Raw genomic sequence first — 17,949 nt, forward strand, 5'->3', positions numbered from 1 at the left:
ACCCCTCGGATGGACTTCTTCGGCCGCCAGCAACAGGTCCGCCGCATGTCGGCGCGCCTGGTGGTGCTCTTCGTCGTAGCCGTGATCGGCATCATCGTCACCGTCTCGCTGGCGGTGATCACGGCGTTCGGCGCCTGGGACTCCGATCCCACGACGATCGTCGGGCTGGCGGTCGCCGCCGCCTTCGTGACCGGCCTGTCCATCGGGCTGGCCAGCCTGTTCCGGACGGTCAGCCTGCGGGGCGGCGGCGGCAAGGTCGCCATCGAACTGGGCGGCGTCCTCGTGCCGCAGGACACGACAAACCCCCAGCTCCGGCGGCTGCGCAACGTGGTCGAGGAGATCGCCATCGCGTCCGGCGTACCGGTGCCGGAGGTGTATGTGCTGCCCCAGGAGCAGGGCATCAACGCCTTCGCCGCGGGCTGGTCGCCGACGGACGCGGCGGTCGCCGTCACTCAGGGCTCCCTCGACCGGCTCAACCGCGACGAGTTGCAGGGCGTGATCGCGCACGAGTTCAGCCACGTCCTCAACGGCGACATGCGGCTCAACATCCGGTTGATCGGGCTGCTGTTCGGCATCCTCTTCCTCACCGTCATCGGCCGGGAGCTGCTGCGGTGGGGCTTCTTCGCGGGCGGCGGCGGCAACCGCTCCAAAGACGGCGAGAAGTCCGGCGGCAACCCGTTGCCGCTGATCGGAATCGCCATGGTCGGCGCCGGGCTCATCGGCGTCTTCGCCGGTCGGCTCATCCAGGCCTCGGTGTCGCGGCAGCGCGAGTACCTGGCCGACGCCTCGGCTGTGCAGTTCACCCGGCAGACCTCCGGTATCGCGGGAGCACTGAAGAAGATCGGCGGGCTGCCGACCGGGTCGCAGATCCGCAACCCGCGCGAGGAGGAGGTCGGCCACATGCTGTTCGGCTCCGGCCGCCGCCTCAGCTCGTTGTTCGCCACCCACCCGCCGCTGGCCGATCGCATCAAGGTGCTGGAGCCGGAGTTCGACCCCGCCGAGCTGGACCGGCTGGCCCAGCAGTGGTCGCAGCAGCCGCCGGACGGGCAGCAGGAGGACATCGCCCTCGGTTTCGCCCCGCCCCCGCCGGTCGCGCCCGCGGCCGCTCCGAAGGCCGCCGTCCAGCCGTCCGTCGTGGTCACTCAGGTCGCGGCGCCGACCAGCGAGTCCTACCAGCGGGCCGGGGCGCTGCTCGGTCAGATCCCCGAGGCGGTGCTCGTCCGCGCCCGCAACCCGCACACCGTCGGCCCGCTGGTCCTGGGCCTGCTCATGGCGGAGGACCCGTCGGCTCGAGACGCGCAGTACCGGACGCTGCTGGAAAAGCTCGGGCAACGGATGGCCGACGCCGCGCTGACGGAGGCGGGCGAGCTGGCCACCCTGGCTCCGGCTCACCGCCTGCCATTGGCCGAGATCGCCTTCCCCGCGCTGCGCTCGCTGGCCGCCGCCGATCAGCAGGCCTTGCTGGGCGCGGTCTTCGCGCTGATCCACGCCGACGGCCGGCTGACCGTCTTCGAGTACTGCCTGTCCCGGCTGCTGCTCGATCAGCTCCAGGAGTCGATGAAGCCGAAGTCCGGCTGGCGGGAGCCGTCGCGTACGCTCGCGACCTCGACCGACGCCGCGCTCATCCTGCTGGCGGTGCTCGCCCAGGCCGGCGCGGTCAGCGCCACCCGGGCCCAGAGCGCCTTCGACGCCGGAGTCGCCGTCCTGCTGCCCGGCAAGCAAGCCGAGTACGTCGCTCCCCCACGGGGCGTCGTCGAACTCGAATCGGTCTGGGCCGCGCTGGACGGGCTCGTCCCGGACGACAAGTCGCGCCTGGTTCAGGCGATCGTCGCGGTCATCGCGTCCGACGGCACGGTCACCGTCGCCGAGGGCGAGCTACTGCGGACGGTGTGCTCCCTCTTGCACTGCCCGCTCCCCCCGCTCAGCTGACCCGCCACACCCCTTTTGGCGCTGGATCAGGGTTCCCGGTCGAATCTTTCCTCAAGATTCGACCGGGAACCCTGATCCGCCGGAAGCCGCGGCACTAGTACTGAGCCCGCTGCACGATCTCGGCGACCTGCCGAGCGAGCGCTTCCCGGCCACCCCGGTTGTCCACACGCTCATGTGGCACCGCCGGAGCCCGGTCGGGCCGGATCCGCGCCACGTACGCCGCGTAGTCGGCGAGCTTCTGCCCGTCTCGGGCCAGCCCCCGGGCCTCGATCCGACCCCGCAGCGTCACCGGATCGGTGTGCACCCAGACCAGGCGTACGCGGGGACCGCCGAGCGCGCCGACCCAGGAGTGCCACCGTTCCGGGTCGTGGATCGGGCCGCTGAACGGTCCCGACAGCAACACGGGACAGCCGTGCGAGCGCACTTCCCGCGCCGTCGCGGTGAGCCCGGCGTATTCGTGTTCCTTGATGTGCTCGTCGTACCAGGGTCCTTCGCGTTCGCCCTCCGGCCGCCCGTACGCCGCCAGGGTCGCCGCCACGAACTCGGCGTACAGGGTGTCCTTGTCGAGCAGGGCCGGAACCGGATCGAGCCGCTCCAGCAGCAGCCCGGCGACGGTCGACTTGCCCGCCCCGGGCGGCCCGGCGACCACCCACACGTCGGCGACCTGGTCTTTCACGCCCCGATGATAGCCTCGTGATCATGTCCGTTCTGGTCGCGTTCAGTGTTTCCCCGGTCGGCACCGGCGAGGACGTCGGGGAGATCGTCGCCGAGGCCATTCGCGTCGTACGCGCGTCCGGCCTGCCCAACCGCACCGACGCCATGTTCACCACGATCGAGGGCGAGACCTGGGACGAGGTGATGGCCGTCGTCAAAGCCGCCACGGAGGCCGTCCACGCCCGCTCTCCGCGTACCGGGCTCGTGCTCAAACTCGACTGGCGCGACGGCGTCAGCGGCGCGCTGGACGCGAAGGTCGCGACCGTCGACCGCCTCCTCGGCGAAAAGGCGGACTGACCGGATCGATGGATTTAGTGGCACAATCCCCCCGACCGCCACGAGCCGGCCGGCTCGGTCCGGGTGGTCTTCGTCGGTTCCACCGGCCGTGATTCCAGCGAACGGAGGAGTTCGACGACCACGTAAGACCTGGGGAGGAGCGAAGACGTGGTTCGCAGGAGTTTGGCGATCTTGGTGATCGCCGTCGCCGGGATGATCATCCCGGGCGCGGTGCCCAGTGGGGCCGCGGTTCTTTCGGCCGGCGAGGTCACGGCCACCACCGTTCTGACGACTCCAGCCCCGGCGGGCGCGGTCACGGCGAATGTCGCCGTCGCCGCCACCGTGGGGCTCAAGGTGATCAGCCACAACATCTGCGGTGGCATGTGTCAGCACGGGACGACCACCAATCTGCCGGTCGTGACCGATCTGGTGGACGCCTACTCGCCGCATCTGATGATGTTTCAGGAGGTGTGCTACCAGCAGTTCGAGTGGTTCGGCGCGCACACCTTCACATCCGGGCAGTATCAGATGGGGTTCACCGCGATGCTCACCAACTACACCGGTTGTGGGGCGACAAGTTGTGCGGTGAACGAGGACGCGGATCCGTCCAATGACGACCGACGCTGCTGGATTGGTCAGGTCATGGCCGCCCGGGGCACGCTGAGCGGCCGCGACGAGATCTCGGTCGGCGGCGAGCGCCATCAGATCAACGGGTCGACTGCGGTCAATCCGCGGACCTTCCGCGCGCTGTGTTTCGACGTCCGCCTGGCGGAGCTGGGCAGTCGCGTGGTCAAGGGGTGCAGCGTTCATTTCCGCGCATTCCAGGATCCCGCCGGGATCAACAAGCGAGCCCGGACAGCGCAGGCGACGCGCCTGGCGTCCGATCTCGACGGCGACATCGCCGGCCGCAAGATCGTGGTCGTGGGCGGGGACTTCAACTCGCACGCCGTCGACCCCGCGATGGACGCCTTCTACCGCCCGGAAACCCTGCCCGGCGGCGGGTTCGGCATGTTCTACGAGGCCGACCAGGATGACGACCGCTACTACGGGACGCGGTGCAGCACGTCGGCAGCGGCCTGCCGCAGCGGTGCCAAGACTCTCGGAACGGCCACGAAGTACGACTACATCTTCTACTCCGAAACCGTGGACCCGGCCTCGGTGAGCGCCTTGCCGATCGAGGTCGCCGACATCGTCTCCGACCACGACTTCTACCGTGGCCTCATCGAGGTGAGCACCACCGCCTGACCAACGGCCCCCGGGCGGCGACCGCCGCTCGGGGGCGACGGCTCTCGGGGACCTACGACGGCGTGCGCTGCGCCGGGACGGCTTGCGTCAGGCGTACCGCCGAGTCTGCGGCAAGCGCGGGGACCGCGAGCCGGATCGTGCCGTCGGCCGTGACCATCGGATCCTGGTGCCGCGCGGACCCGTCGGCGGTCGAGCACCAGGTGGCCACGTAGGCGCCCGGCGCGAAGCCGGTCAGCGCCACCGATCCCTCTGCTGTGGACGGGATCCACAGCAGCGCCTTGGTCGGCGAGGTCAGCGCGAGGGCGGGGCCGGTCGCGAGGGGCGTGTATCGGCTCAGCCGCTCCCCGGCGAGGAACGTGCGGAGGCCGCGGAAGTCCACGTCGGCGAGGTGACCGGCGAATCCCGAGAAGATCGTTGCCCACGGGGAGCGGTCGCCGTCGTGCAGAACCGGCAGGTCAGCCCGGCCGGAGCCGATCTCGACGTCCACCCCGACGATCGGATGCCCGTAGGGATCGGCCGCCCGCAGCACCTCCGTCCACTCCAGACTCGGTGGCGACCAGGCGAACACGGCCGGATGAGCGGCCCAGCGTGCGGCCGCGTGCGGCGCCCAGTCCGCGGCGGGCAGCATCATGATCACGGAAAGGCCCAGCTCAGATCCCTGGTCGAGGACCTCGTCCAGCCGCGCTGCGGTCTCTCCCGGCGGCTCGGCGGCCAGGCGTGCCACCGTCGCGCCCGCCGCCGCGAGCTCTGCCAGCCGACGGTCGGCGTCCGCGAGCGGGCCCAGGTCCGCACCCAGCGGTAGGAACGGTTCACCCGACTCGTAGCGAAATGCCCCATCCTGCGGGTGAATCGCCCCATGCGCCTGCGGGTCGGCCTCGACCTCCATCGACAGCGGCGGGCTCAGCTCCGTTCCCTGACTCGCGACCAGCTGCCAGTGACCCGCCAGCGGCGGCGCGAACCGCACGCGCCACCCCGCCTCGTGGCGGAAAGCCGGCACCGCGGTGGTCAGGCCGCACGGACCGGTCACGGTCATGATCGGTTCTTCACCCATCTCGTACGCGGGGCGCACCGCCTCCAGCGTGAACTCGGCCGGCCGGTGCACCGCGGTCTGCGCAGGTCCGGTGAGGATCAAGGTCACGGCGCAAACGATTTCATCGATCCACTGCAGCGGCAACCGCCGTTCGGAGGGTCCGCCTGTAGTGTCTGTGGCGTGGAGCTGCGTGATCAGGCTGAATCGGTCCTGCGTGAGCTGGTCGGGTCAGCCGCGGCGACCCTGCGCGAAGATCAGTGGACGGCGATCGAGGCCCTCGTCGTACGCGATCAGCGCGTCCTCTGCGTGCAGCGGACAGGCTGGGGCAAATCGGCCGTCTACTTCATCGCCACCGCGCTGTTGCGCCGGAACGGCAGCGGGCCGACGGTGATCGTGTCGCCGTTGCTCGCGTTGATGCGCAACCAGGTCGCCGCGGCCGAACGGGCGGGCATCCGCGCTCGGACGATCAACTCGGCGAACCTGGAGGAGTGGGACCAGATCACCGACGAGATCCGCGCCGGGGCGATCGACGTGCTGCTGATCAGCCCGGAACGGCTCAACAATCCGGACTTCCGGGACGGAGTGCTGCCGAAGCTCGCCGCGACGACCGGCCTGCTCGTCATCGACGAGGCGCACTGCGTCTCCGACTGGGGTCACGACTTCCGGCCCGACTACCGGCGGCTGCGTACGCTGCTCGGCGAGCTGCCCGCCGGAGTGCCGGTGCTGGCGACGACCGCCACCGCCAACGGACGGGTCTGCGCCGACGTCGCGGAGCAGCTCGGAGCCGACGTCCTCGTGCTGCGTGGCCCGCTCGGCCGGGACTCCCTGCGGCTGTCGGTCCTGTCGTTGCCGTCGGCGGCGCACCGGCTGGGCTGGCTCGCCGACCACCTCGACGGCCTGAGCGGTTCCGGCATCGTCTACACGTTGACCGTCGCCGGAGCGAGCGAGACCGCCGAGTTCCTGCGGTCGCGCGGCTACTCCGCCACCGTCTACACCGGACAGGCGGAGGACGCCGAACGCCGCCAGGCCGAGCAGGATCTCCTCGACAACAAGGTCAAAGTGCTGGTCGCGACGTCGGCGCTGGGCATGGGCTTCGACAAGCCCGACCTCGGGTTCGTCGTGCACCTGGGCGCACCCGCCTCGCCGATCGCGTACTACCAGCAGGTCGGCCGGGCCGGTCGTGCGGTCGAGTCGGCCGACGTGGTGCTGATGCCGGGCAAGGAGGACACTGCGATCTGGCGATACTTCGCCTCGCTCGCCTTCCCGCCCGAAGAACAGGTACGCCGGGTGCTCGACGTCCTCGACCAGGCCGGTCGGCCGCTGTCGACGCAGGCGCTCGAACCGCTCGTGGACCTGCGGCGTACGCGTCTGGAGATGATGCTCAAGGTGCTGGACGTCGACGGCGCCGTCCGTCGCGTACGGGGTGGGTGGTTCGCGACCGGGGAGAAGTGGTCCTACGACACCACCCGGTTGGGGCGCGTGGCCGACGCCCGCGAGTCCGAACAGCGCGCCATGCTGGCGTACACCTCCACTTCGGACTGCCGGATGCACTTCCTGCGGCAGCAGCTCGACGATCCCGAGTCGCAGCCGTGCGGACGATGCGACACCTGCGCCGGGGCGTTCCTGCCGTCCTCCGTCAGCGACGAGGCACTGGCGGCGGCGACGGCGTACCTGCATCGGCCGGGGGTGACGATCGAGCCCCGGCGGCAGTGGCCCACCGGGCTGGCCGCCATCGGCCTCGACCTGTCCGGCCGCGTACCGCCGGAGGAGCAGGCCTCGGCGGGCCGGGCGATCGGCCGACTGTCCGACCTCGGCTGGGGGCCACGGCTGCGGTCGCTCCTCGACGCCGGGGACGGACCCGTGCCCGACGACGTCCTGAAGGCGCTCGTGGAGGTGCTGAAGGACTGGGCCAAAGGCGACGACCCCTGGCCGGTACGCCCGGCCGGCGTGGTCGGCATCGGCTCCCGCCGACGCCCCGAGCTCGTCGCGTCCGCCGCGACCCGGATAGCCGAGATCGGCCGGCTTCCGTTGCTCGGACTCACCACCCCGCTCGGGCCGCTGTCCCCGGTGGCGGGCGGTAACAGCGCCCAACGGCTGCGGCTGGTCCACGGCTCGATCGAGATCGGCGCCGGCCTCGCCTCCGCACTGTCCACTGTCGATGGCCCGATTCTGCTGGTGGACGACGTCGTCGACAGCGGCTGGACGGCGACCCTGGTCGCTCGCGAGCTACGGCAGGCCGGCGCTGCCGCCGTCTACCCGCTCGCCCTCGCCCTCAACGCGTGATGCTTCCCGCGTGATCATTGCGTCAGCCATGCTGTTTCAGCGGACAAATCGCCACCCGAAACGACGTGGCTGACGCAATGATCACGCAACTAGAAGGGAACGAAGCGTCAGGAGGTGACGCGGATCTTGATCGACGTGCCGCTCTCGTCGAGCACGCGGATCTTGACCCCCGCCGCCGGCAGGATGACGCCGTGGTTCGGCAGTTCGGCGTACCAGTAGGTCTTGGTGTCGTCGAACAGCGGCTGCGCCGCCTGGCCCCGGATGTAGTTCGCCACGCCGTTGATGTGCAGCGTGAACGAGTCCGCCCGGGTCAGGCTGAACGGCGCGTCGTAGACCTGGACCCGCGACCGCCACGGAACCCCGTTGAGGTTGTACAGGGGAACCGGGTGGGAGTCGATGTACAGGTTCCGGCCGGAGCCGGGGTGGGCGAAGGTGTCGTTGTCGGCGTACGACGTGTCCCAGTAGGAGATGAGCAGGCCCTGCTGGTACGCGTAGTGGTCGACCTTGTCCGGCGCCGTGTTCAGGTAACCGAAGTAGTACGGCCCGGTCTTGAGGTACTTGTCGTAGGAGACGTAAGACCGGTGCCCGGCGATGTAGTAGTTGTCGTAGAACGCCGAGATGGACGTCCCGACGGCGGAGAAGCCCGCCGCGGTCCAGCCGTTCGCGCCGCTCTCCGCGCCGTCACCGAAGATCGCCGAACCGTTCGCCGTGATGGCGACCTCGTCCACGAAGATGCCGTTCGGCACCGCCGGGTCGTTGCCGGCCACCGCGCCGTCCGTGGCGTAGCGGATGCGCAGCGAGACCGTCTTGCCGGCGTACGCCGACAGGTCGAACGTCGCCGCGGTCCACGCTGCCTGCGTGCCGTCGATACCGTTGCCCTCGGCCGCCTTGGCGATGCTGCCGGGGATGGCCTTCCAGCCGGTGCCGTCGTCGACTTCGACGTACGCGTAGTCGCACGCGTCGGCGCCGCAGTCCTCGATGTCGTACCGGGCTTGGAAGGACAGCGAAGCCGATCCGGCCGGCAGGGTCACCTGCCGGGCCAGCGTGGCCGCGTAGTCGTCACCGGAGCCGCTCCACCACTGGTTCGCACCGGCGGCCGGCGCACCCAGCGCGGTGACGACCTCCTTCTTCGGGAGCACCACCACGAGGGCTTGCGCCTTGGTCGAGTTGTACTCCTGTGGGCCGAGCGTCAGCGTCCGGTTCCCGCCGACCCCTGCTCCCGCCACCAGCGTCTCGTAGTCCAGCCAGCCCAGCTGCAGCTTGTTCCAGGCTCCGAGGTCGCCGGCGCGGTCGCCGATGAACTGCTCGCCCTTGGCGCCGAGCCGGCTCTGCGCCATGAGCGTCCAGTGCTCGTTGTTGTTGTCCCCGCCGTAGGTGATGTTGTAGTCGTCCGGCAGGCCGAGGTCGTGACCGAACTCGTGGAAGAACACGCTCCGGCCGCCGTTCTCCGGCTGGATCGTGTAGTCGCCGATCCACAGACCCGAGGTGCCGATCTGGGTGCCGCCGAGGAGGTTCCCGGCCGGGCCCTGCGACCCGGCGAGGTTGGTGTACGCGTACCAGCGGTGGCTCCAGATGGCGTCCTCACCCTGTTGCGGGTCGCCGTCGGCCTGGTCGCCGCCGGCGTGGACGATCTGGAAGTGGTCCATGTACCCGTCGGGCTCGTTGAAGTTGCCGTCGCCGTCGAAGTCGTAACGGTCCCACTTGTCGAACGTCGCCAGTTCGGCCGCGATCTCGGCGTCCGTGCGGCCGAGGGCCTTCTGGTCGGCGTACCACTGGTTGGCCGCGTCCTTGATCAGCGCCCACGTGTTCGAGCAGACGTTGCCGGCGCACGGGTAGCCGTTCGACCGGCCGTAGCGCGCCTCGTTGTACTGGACCTTGACCCAGTCCGTGACCGTGCCGTCCACGCTGTACCGCCCGGACGACTGCGTCTCGTAGTAGGTCTTGAGCGACTCGACACCCTTGCCGGTGCCGAAGTACATCTCCTGGTAGTGCTCCCGGTTGTAGTCGGGTTGCCACACGGTCGAGTTGTCGACCGCGCGGTTCGGTTCCGGGATCGAGTTGACCAGCGGACCCTCGAATGTCGCCGGACCCTGCGTGTTGACGTCAGTGTCCTGGTCGGGGTAGCTGGGGTGCCTCGTGTCGCCGAACTCGGCCAGGATCACGAAGACCCGGTCGGTCGTCTCCCGAGACAGCTCCACGTACTGGTCTTTCTTCCCACGCCCCGAGAAGGCGTTGCGAGAGCCGGCGGCCGTCTGTCCGACCTTGACGACCGTGCTCGCGCCGCGCTGCTCAGCCTTCCGTTCGCCGTTCAGAACGGCGGTGAGACCTTGCTCGCGCAGCTCCCTTCGCTTGTCCTCCAAGGGGTTGGGCAGCTCGTCGGTGCCCGGCACGCTGTCGCCGGTCACCTCCGTGCTGACTGGGGTCGCCGGCTTGGGCGCCGCGAGCGCGGCCGAACCCAGCGTGGTGCCGAGTCCGGACGCCAGCGACAAGCCAAGCAACCCCACGACGATTCTGCGCATGTCCACCTCCGGTAGGGGGTCGCTCTCCACCGTTCGGTTGATCAGGTGTCGAGCGTGGTGGTAAGCCTCTCGATCGGAGAGACGACATGCAACCTAGACGATATATCGGGAGATCGGAATACCGTAGTATCGAAAAGTATTAGCCGAGCGTAGGGTGGCGACTACCGTACGAGGGCGTACGCCTCCCGCAGATCGCCCCCGGCATAGACATGCGTCGCCAAAGTACGCACATGGTGGTCGCCGTTCACGGCCACCCGGACGGGCACTGCCGCGAACAACGCGCTGTCCGATTTGGAGTCTCCGTACGCGACGCAGTCGTCCCTGGTCAGACCGTATCGGGCAGCCAGCTCGTCGGCGATCGTCACCTTCGATTGGGGGTTCAGCACACCGCACACGTCGAGGGTCGTGCCGGCCGGGAACGGCACGTCGGGGAAGATCGCCGCGCGTACGTCGTGCACGCCCCAGGCGCTCAGCCGGCGGACGAAGAAACTCGGCGACAAAGATATGACAGCGCAGTGCTCACCGCGTTCGGTGATCTCGGTCCAGACGTCGCGGATGCCCGCGAGCCACGGCGCCCGCGCGAAGGCGTCGGCCACGACGTCCTCCGTCAACGCGGACCACATCGCGTACGCCTGCCGGGCGTACTCGGCGGAGTCGACCACGCCCAAGGCGAACTGGCCGTCCAGTGACCGAAACTCGTCCACCTTGCCGATGACCTTGGCCAGCTCGATGTTGGCCGAGGAGTCGCGGATCAGCGTGCCGTCCATGTCGAACAGATGCAGCCGGCTCACTCCGCCCTCCCTTCACATACACCCTGCTCAGGGGGCCTTTCTGCCAGCAGGGGAGATGAAGGATAGCGCTGCGGGCGGTCCTCCGCCAGGAAAACCGCCCTCGAAACGCTGAAATGCGGGTGAACTAGTCGGCCTGGTCTCGCCGCGAATGCTCGGCCAAGAACTTCTCCAGCTCCGCGCCCAGTTCGTCGGCGGTCGGCAACGGCGACGGCTCGGTCAGCAGATTGGCGTCCCGGCCGCGGGTGAACGCGTCGTACTGCTCCTCCAGCGCCTTCACGACCGCCGCCGCCTGCGGGTTGCTCACCAGCTGGCGTTCGATCTCGGCGCGTACGCGAACGCCGGCCTCCCGCAGCTCGTCGGCGGGCAGCAGCAGCCCGGTCGCCCGGGAGACCGAGGTCAGCAGCAACTCGGCGGCCGGCGGGTACTCCCCCTCAGCCAAGTAGTGCGGCACGTGCGCGGCGAACCCGATCGCGTCCAGCCCCGTCTCGCCCAGCCGGAACTCCAGCAGATTCGTCACACTCGCCGGTACGCGTACCCGATCGATCCAAGGCTCGTAACCCGCGATCAGCTCGGCGCGCGTCCCGTGGGCGGTGACCCCCGCCGGTCGCGTATGCGGCACGGACATGGGAATAGCGTGGATGCCCACGGTGACGCGGACGGTGAGCCGCCGGATGAGCATCGTCAGCGCGGCGATGAACCGCTCCCACTGCATGTCCGGCTCCGGGCCGGTGAGCAGGAGAAACGGGGTGCCGTCGTGGTCGCGCAGGGCATGCAGCTCCAACCGGGGGTCGTCGTAGGACTCCCAGTGGTCGGCGGCGAAGTCCATCAACGGGCGCCGCGCCCGATAGTCGAGCAGCTGGTCGATGTCGAACGAGGCGACCACCGACTGGCCGGGCAGCGCCGGCTCCAGGACGTCCAGCAGATGCTCACGGGCCAGCCGGCCGGCCCCGCCGGCGTCGATGAACCCGCTCAGGGCGTGCAACAGCACCGGACGCCCGAGATCGGCCGCCTCCGGGCCGGTCAGCTCCGGCGCCAGCTCGAAGAGTTCCTGCGGGTCTCGCACAGTCGTAAACCTCTCACGGTCCGCACACGTACAAAGCACACAACGCGTGCGCTTCGTGATCCATTCCCGCCTCGGAGCGCGCTCGCACGAACCGCCACGAGTGCGGCCAGACGCGCCTCCGCGACCCCGATCACATCACACCCGCGCGAGCCGCCGCCGAAGGCCCACCCATGATCAGGGTCACTTCCGTGTCGTCATGACAACGCGCAAATGACCATGATCATGAACGCCGTCCGTCAGGCAACTCGCGAGCGGGCGATGGCCTCGGCGGCGACGCGAGGCATCACGCCCGACGCGGCCGCCTGCGACAGGACGGAGCGCGTGAGCGCCTCCAGCACGGCGGAGATCTTGGCGTACGCCGAGTCGGCGGTCGGCGCGATGTCGCCGAAGAGCGTCCACCACCACCAGGCGTTGGTGGCGACGTTCGCCACGAAGTCGGGCACCACCACGACGCCGCGGGCATGGAGTAGCGCTTCGGCGGCGGGGGTGGTGGCGACGTTGGCCGCCTCCACTACCAGCCGAGCTCGCACAGTCGGCGCGGTGTCCGAGGTGAGGGCGTACGAGACGGCGGCGGGCACGAGGAGGTCACAGGGCACGTCGAGCCAGGAGTCCGACGAGACGGCGTCGCCGGGCGCGAGCTGGGACCGGTCGATCCGGCCGAAGCTGTCGCGATGACGCAGCAGGTGCTCCACGTCGAGGCCGGAGGGGTTCACCACGAGCCCGTCCGCGTCGGCGATCCCGACGACGCGTACGCCGGCCCGGGCGAGGTAGCGGGCGGTGGCCCCGCCCATCGAGCCGAAGCCCTGGATCACCGCGCGCGAGGAGGGCGCGGAAGCGCCCAGCGCCGTGAGTGCGCAGGTCGCGACGCCGTAGCCGCCGACGAGGTCGGCCAGGCTGATCCCGTCGACGTCGACGGCGAAGCCCGCCTTGACCTGCGCCAGGCCGGCTTCGGGGTCGGGCAGGAGCCGGAGGACGGCTTCGATCGTGGACCGCAGCCCGATCTCGCCGGCCAGCTCGTCCAGCACGTCCTGGCGTACGCCGAGGTCTTCGCCGGTGGACCAGACCGTTTCGAGCAGCGGCCGCATCGCCTGGAGGTAGCGGCGCAGGACTCCCCGCGCGTCCGGGTGGTGCGGCGAGCAGTCGATGCCGCCTTTGCCGCCGCCGAACGGCTGGTAGCGGTCGCCGGGGACGCGGACGACGGCTTCCTTGAGGGTCATCCCCCGGGCCAGGTCGCGCACCTCGTCGAGAGTGCAGCCCTCGCGCATGCGCAGGCCGCCGCTGGACACGCCTTGCCGCAGCGCGTCCACGACCAGGTAGCCGCGGCAGCCGGTGACCTCGTCGGTCCAGGTGACTTCCAGATAGGACACTAGGGGACCTCTTCCTCCACCACGAGCAGGGTCGGCCCGGGGTGTTCCAGGCTCGCCTTGACCAGGCTGCGCAGCTCGTCCGGGGTGCGGACGGCGAAGCCGGCCCCGCCGAGCGCGGTCGCGAGCGCGATCAGGTCGGGCACCGGCAGGTCGACGCCGATCGGGTCGATCGACGCCGCGCGCATCTCGGCCCGGATCTCGCCGTAGCCGCCGTTGACGAAGACGACGATCGGCAGGGCGACGCCTTCGGCCGCCGCGGTGGCGATCTCCTGGCAGCTGAACATCAGGCCGCCGTCGCCGCACAACGCCACGACCGGCCGTCGCGGGCGCGCCACCTTCGCGCCGATCGCCGCCGGCAGCGCGTAGCCCAGGGTGCCGAAGCCGGTGGGGAAGCCGAACGCGCCGGGCTCGTGCACCGGAAGATTGCCCAGCGCGCCGTAATACCCCGCCATCGCGTTGTCCGCGAGGACCAGCGCGCGCTTGGGCAGGGCCCCGGCCAGCGCGTCCATCCAGGCCGTCCAGCGCGCACCCTCCGCGCGGGCTTCCGCTCGAATCTTCGCTTGTACGCCGGAGGCAGCGCTCTGCTCGGCGATCCCGTCGGCGGCTTTCAGCAGCGGCAGCAGCTCCTCGAGCGCGGCCGTGGCGTCGCCGCAGATCGGCAGGGCGGGGCGGGCGTTGATGAGCAGTTGGGTCGGGTCGAGGTCGATGCGGATGACCTCACCACGCGGGGTCGGTGGCTCGTACCAGAAGTCGCTGGGCGCCATCTCGGTGCCGATCGCGAGCAGCACATCCCGATCGGCCAGCCATTCTCCGGCGGTCGGCAGATGCGCGGCGGCGCCCAGGCTGAGCGGATGGTTCTCCGGGATGACGCCTTTGCCGTTGGCGGTCGTGAGCACTCCACAGTGGAGCAACTCGGCGATCGCGATCACCTGGGCGGCGGCACCCCGCGCCCCGCCGCCGGCCAGGATGCCGGGCCGCTGAGCCCCGTTCAGCAGGGTCGCCGCCCGGATGATCTGCGCTTCGTCGGCGCGGCGGCGGGCGATCCGCAACGGCGCGGCGATGTTCACCTCGGCGCTCTCGGCGAGCAGGTCGAGCGGGATCTCCAGGTGCACCGGCCGGGGCCGTTCGGCGGCGAAGTCGGCGAAGATCTGGGCGACCGCCTCGGTCAGTTCGGCGTGGCTGCTCACACGATGCGAATAGCGCACGATGTTGGCCAGCGCGGCCCGCTGATCCCGCATCTCGTGCAGCAGTCCGGTGCCACGTTGCGGATGGCGTAACGGCATCCCGGGCGAGACGGCCAGCACGGGCACCGAGTCCGAGTACGCCTGCGCCAGCGCCGCCGTGATGTTGAGCAGCGCCGGCCCGGTGGTGACCAGGGCGACCCCGGGCCGGCCCGAGGTCCGGGCGTACCCGTCGGCGGCGTATCCGGCGCCCTGCTCGTGCCGCGTGGTGACATGACGGATCTTCGCCGCCGCCAGATGGCGGTAGATCTCCAGGTTATGGGTGCCGGGGATGCCGAAGACCGTGTCCACTTTGTGGGCGGCCAAGCTCGCGACCAGCGTTTCGCCACCGGTCAGCCGAGCCGAGCCGGGCTGGCTCAGGGTATGAGTCATGAAACATTTTCTCCATGACAGTCCAATGCCACAGCCCCGGACGAGGTGACGAGTACCGGATTGAGTTCCAGAGCGGCGAGTCCGGCCGTCCGGCAGACCGCCTGAGAAACCGCCTCGATCACTCTGGTCAACCCGGTGAGGTCGACGGCCGACCGGCCACGATGGCCCGCGAGGAGCGGGAACAACCGCAGGAGGCGCAGAAGCTCACCGGCTCGGCCGGCATCGACCGGCGCCAACGCGACGGCGGAGTCTTCGAGCACCTCGGCGAGCAGACCGCCCGCGCCGACCACCACGACCGGGCCGAAGCAGGGGTCGACTCGCGCGCCGACCAGCACCTCGACGCCTTCGGCGAGGTCATGCTGCCGCTCCACGGCGTACGCGGGACTGATGGGAAGCCGGCCGAACGCGGCGGCCACCTCGGCCGCGGTTCGCAGTCCGAGGACGACCCCGCCGTCGTCGGATTTGTGCGCCCGGCCGAGTGCCTTCAGCACGACGGGATACCCGACCCGTTCCGCGGCCGCCACGGCCTCCTCGGCGTCGCGTACCGGCTCGGCTTCGGCGAAGGCGACCTCGGGCAGGAGGGCCCGGCCGGCGAAGTACCAGTCGCCCGGCGGAACGCTGTCCACAGTCGATGGAATCGGCGGGATGCCCCGCACCGGACACGCCGCGTGGGCGAGCGCACCGATCGCGTGCTCGACAGCAGGCCAGACGGGAATCCCGGCCGCCATGAGCCGCCGTACGCTCGCCGACGGGCCACCGGACGGGAATCCGGCGAAACTATGCACCACCACGGGTACGCCCGACTCGGCAGCCCGGGCGGCGATCTCGTCCGCCACCGCCAGCTCGGTCGCCGCCATCGCCGGATCGTCCGCGCTGTAGCCGCCGAAATACCCCGTGAGCAGCACACAGTCGACGTCACCGGCGACCGCTGAGGCGGCGACCGCCCGGGCGTACGCGGACATGTCCCGCTCCCCCGCTCCGGCGAGGTCCACCGGCGGACGGGGAACGGACAGCCCGGCCGCGATCGCCAGATCAGCCGCGAGGACGCCGTGCCCGCCACCGTCGCCGACGACGCCGAGGCGACCGCCCCGGATCCTCGGCGCCACCCGGCATGCCTCGATCAGCTCGGTCGGCGTACGCACCAGCCGGATCCCCGCGTCCCGGCAGCCCGCCGCCAGCACCGCGTGATCTCCCGCGAGCGCGCCGGTGTGCGTACTCGCGGCGGCCGCGCCCATCGGTGAACCCCCGGCCGCCAGCAGCGCCACCGGAATTCCACTCTCGACGATCCCGGCCGCCTGCTCGAGCAGCGCCCGGCCGTCGGTGAGGTCTTCGAGGTAGAGCGCGATCGACCGGGCGTCGCCGTGCTGGGGCAACAGGTCGGCCGCGCGCAGTCCGGCGCAGTCGCCCAACGAGGCGAACCGGCGAAATCCCAGCCCGGACCGGCGCGCGATCGCGCCGAGTTCCAGAGCCAGGTTCCCGCTCTGGGAGAACAACGTGACGTCACCGGGTGGCAGCTCGCCCCACAGCAGACTCAGGCCGCTCCGGGAGTCGTAGACGCCGAGACAGTTGGGGCCGAGCAAGGTCGCGCCCTGATCGCGTACCACTTGGGCGACCTGACGGGACTCGGCGCGGGACAGGCCGGCGGTGATCCCGACGACGGACCGCGCGCCCGCGGCCAGGGCGGTGTCGACGGCGGCCGCGAATCCCGTGGCCGGCACCGCGATCACGGCGAGGTCGATCGGCCGCTCGGGCGCCGGGGTGAACTCGACGGTATGCAGGCGGCCCGGCCGGGGGTTGATCAGTTGAACGTCCACACCGGACCGCAACGCGCCTTCGGCGAGGTGACGGCCCCACGAGCCGGGCTTGGCCGAAGCGCCGAAGACGGCGATCGAGTCCGGCGCGAAGAGGGGGTTCACGGCAGGAACCTCGAAATGATGAGCCGCTGGATGTCGGAGGTGCCCTCCTCGATCTCCTCCAGCTTGGCGTCGCGCATCCACTTCTCGGCGAGGTATTCGCGCGAATAGCCCCAGCCGCCGAGGGTCTGGACCGCCGCCCACGAGCAGAACATCGCCGTCTCGCTGGCGGTCAGCTTGGCCATGGCGGACTCCGCGGCGCACGGCAGCCCGGCGTCGAGACGCTTGGCCGCGCGCCAGGTGAGCAGGCGCGACGCCGCGATCTTGGTGGCCATGTCGGCGAGCCGGAAGGCGACCGCCTGATGCTCGATGATCGGCTTGCCGAACTGGACCCGGTCACGGGCGTAGCTCGTGGCGAGATCCAGGCAGGCGCGGGCGAGCCCGGTGGCCGAGGCGGCGAGCACGGTCCGCGAGATCTCGAAGGTACGCATCAAGCCGTGAAAGCCGCGGCCCTCGTCGCCGAGCCGGTCCTCCTCGGGCACGAAGACGCCGTCGAGGAAGATCTCGGTGTTGGTGATCGCACGCTGGCCCATCTTCCTCATGGGTTGCCCGAAGCTCAGCCCGTCCCGGTGCTTGTCCAGCAGGAACGCCGTGACACCCCGGGCACGCTTCGCCGGATCGACGGTGGCGAAGATCACGTAGTACTCCGCGACGCCGCCGTTGGAGATCCACGCCTTCTGGCCGGTCAGCCGGTAGCCGCCGCTGGCCTTCTCCGCGCGCGTGGTGATCGCGGCCGAGTCGGAGCCGACGCCCGGTTCAGTCACCGCCAGCGCCGTCATCGGCGGGTTCGGCCCGGTCAGGGGACGCAGCCAGCGCTCCTTCTGCGCCTCGGAGCCCAGTTCGAGGATCGGGTCGGCGAAGAACCCGTTCGAGGTCAGCAGGTTGCCGATCGCGGCGTCGGCCGCGCCCAGCTCCTCCTGCACGAGGCACTGGGTGAACACGTCGGTCGCGCCGCCCCCGCCGTACGCGGTGGGCAGCATGAAGTCGGTGATCCCAGCCGCCGCCGCCGCACGCCACAGCTCCCAGGGCGTCGCCGTGTCGGCCTCGTCGACCTCCCGGGCCACCGGCCGGATCTCGCGCGCGCCGAACTCCCGGCACAGGTCGAGCAGGTCACGCTGCTCGTCGGTCAACGGCACGAGGTCGGTCGGGAGGTCCACCGCGACTCCTTACTGATCGGTGAGTCAGTAGACCGCCCGGCCGCGGGGC

The 17,949-nt window shown here is 70.4% G+C and carries 13 protein-coding genes; 4 read left to right on the plus strand and 9 right to left on the minus strand.

From position 1 onward, the window contains the following. Positions 1 to 9: 9 nt before the first annotated feature. Entirely contained in the window at positions 10 to 1,929 is a 1,920-nt protein-coding gene (locus tag AB0H43_RS17490; protein ID WP_360000394.1) for a M48 family metallopeptidase, read from the plus strand. A 94-nt stretch (positions 1,930 to 2,023) separates the two neighbouring features. Here the strand turns inward: AB0H43_RS17490 and AB0H43_RS17495 are convergent, their stop codons facing one another. Further along, the gene (locus AB0H43_RS17495) at positions 2,024 to 2,605 is read right to left on the minus strand and encodes an AAA family ATPase (RefSeq protein WP_360000395.1); all 582 of its coding nucleotides are present in this window, start codon (positions 2,603 to 2,605) and stop codon (positions 2,024 to 2,026) included. 23 nt (positions 2,606 to 2,628) lie between these two features. Between AB0H43_RS17495 and AB0H43_RS17500 the strand changes: the two genes are divergently transcribed. Together AB0H43_RS17500 and AB0H43_RS17505 are read left to right on the plus strand one after the other, a co-directional pair. Continuing rightward, positions 2,629 to 2,940: an MTH1187 family thiamine-binding protein gene (locus tag AB0H43_RS17500; protein WP_360000396.1), complete on the plus strand. Its 312-nt coding sequence runs from the start codon at positions 2,629 to 2,631 to the stop codon at positions 2,938 to 2,940. 147 nt (positions 2,941 to 3,087) lie between these two features. Further along, positions 3,088 to 4,164 carry an endonuclease/exonuclease/phosphatase family protein gene (locus tag AB0H43_RS17505; RefSeq protein ID WP_360000397.1) on the plus strand — a complete coding sequence of 359 codons (1,077 nt, stop codon included), beginning with the start codon at positions 3,088 to 3,090 and terminating at the stop codon, positions 4,162 to 4,164. A 52-nt stretch (positions 4,165 to 4,216) separates the two neighbouring features. Here the strand turns inward: AB0H43_RS17505 and AB0H43_RS17510 are convergent, their stop codons facing one another. After that, positions 4,217 to 5,302, minus strand: a complete 1,086-nt coding sequence (locus AB0H43_RS17510; RefSeq protein WP_360000398.1) for a hypothetical protein — start codon at positions 5,300 to 5,302, stop codon at positions 4,217 to 4,219. 72 nt (positions 5,303 to 5,374) lie between these two features. Here AB0H43_RS17510 and AB0H43_RS17515 point away from each other — a divergent pair, with 72 nt between their 5' ends. Continuing rightward, the gene (locus AB0H43_RS17515; protein WP_360000399.1) at positions 5,375 to 7,477 is read left to right on the plus strand and encodes a RecQ family ATP-dependent DNA helicase; all 2,103 of its coding nucleotides are present in this window, start codon (positions 5,375 to 5,377) and stop codon (positions 7,475 to 7,477) included. Positions 7,478 to 7,584: 107 nt separating this feature from the next. On the opposite strand, the gene AB0H43_RS17520 is transcribed toward AB0H43_RS17515, so the two are convergent. From AB0H43_RS17520 to AB0H43_RS17550, 7 genes are all read right to left on the minus strand, one after another. Continuing rightward, positions 7,585 to 9,981, minus strand: a complete 2,397-nt coding sequence (locus tag AB0H43_RS17520; protein ID WP_360000863.1) for an immune inhibitor A domain-containing protein — start codon at positions 9,979 to 9,981, stop codon at positions 7,585 to 7,587. Between the two features lie 176 nt (positions 9,982 to 10,157). Then, positions 10,158 to 10,787: an HAD family phosphatase gene (locus AB0H43_RS17525; RefSeq protein WP_360000400.1), complete on the minus strand. Its 630-nt coding sequence runs from the start codon at positions 10,785 to 10,787 to the stop codon at positions 10,158 to 10,160. A gap of 124 nt (positions 10,788 to 10,911) precedes the next feature. Beyond that, positions 10,912 to 11,850 (minus strand): PAC2 family protein, encoded by a 939-nt coding sequence (locus AB0H43_RS17530; protein ID WP_360000401.1) that lies wholly within the window; start codon positions 11,848 to 11,850, stop codon positions 10,912 to 10,914. Positions 11,851 to 12,086: 236 nt separating this feature from the next. Further along, on the minus strand, positions 12,087 to 13,217 hold the full coding sequence (locus AB0H43_RS17535; protein ID WP_360000402.1) for a Glu/Leu/Phe/Val dehydrogenase dimerization domain-containing protein: 1,131 nt from the start codon (positions 13,215 to 13,217) through the stop codon (positions 12,087 to 12,089). Further along, a complete protein-coding gene (locus AB0H43_RS17540; RefSeq protein WP_360000403.1) occupies positions 13,217 to 14,830 on the minus strand; it encodes a 5-guanidino-2-oxopentanoate decarboxylase in 1,614 nt (537 codons plus the stop codon). The genes AB0H43_RS17535 and AB0H43_RS17540 overlap by 1 nt, the downstream gene beginning before the upstream one ends. After that, the gene (locus AB0H43_RS17545; protein WP_360000404.1) at positions 14,827 to 16,746 is read right to left on the minus strand and encodes an acetate--CoA ligase family protein; all 1,920 of its coding nucleotides are present in this window, start codon (positions 16,744 to 16,746) and stop codon (positions 14,827 to 14,829) included. Before AB0H43_RS17545 ends, AB0H43_RS17540 begins: the two co-directional genes overlap by 4 nt. Further along, positions 16,743 to 17,900: an acyl-CoA dehydrogenase family protein gene (locus AB0H43_RS17550; protein ID WP_360000405.1), complete on the minus strand. Its 1,158-nt coding sequence runs from the start codon at positions 17,898 to 17,900 to the stop codon at positions 16,743 to 16,745. Before AB0H43_RS17550 ends, AB0H43_RS17545 begins: the two co-directional genes overlap by 4 nt. Positions 17,901 to 17,949: the final 49 nt, after the last annotated feature.

The sequence above is a fragment of the Hamadaea sp. NPDC050747 genome, from assembly GCF_040654195.1.
Taxonomy (GTDB): Bacteria; Actinomycetota; Actinomycetes; order Mycobacteriales; family Micromonosporaceae; genus Hamadaea.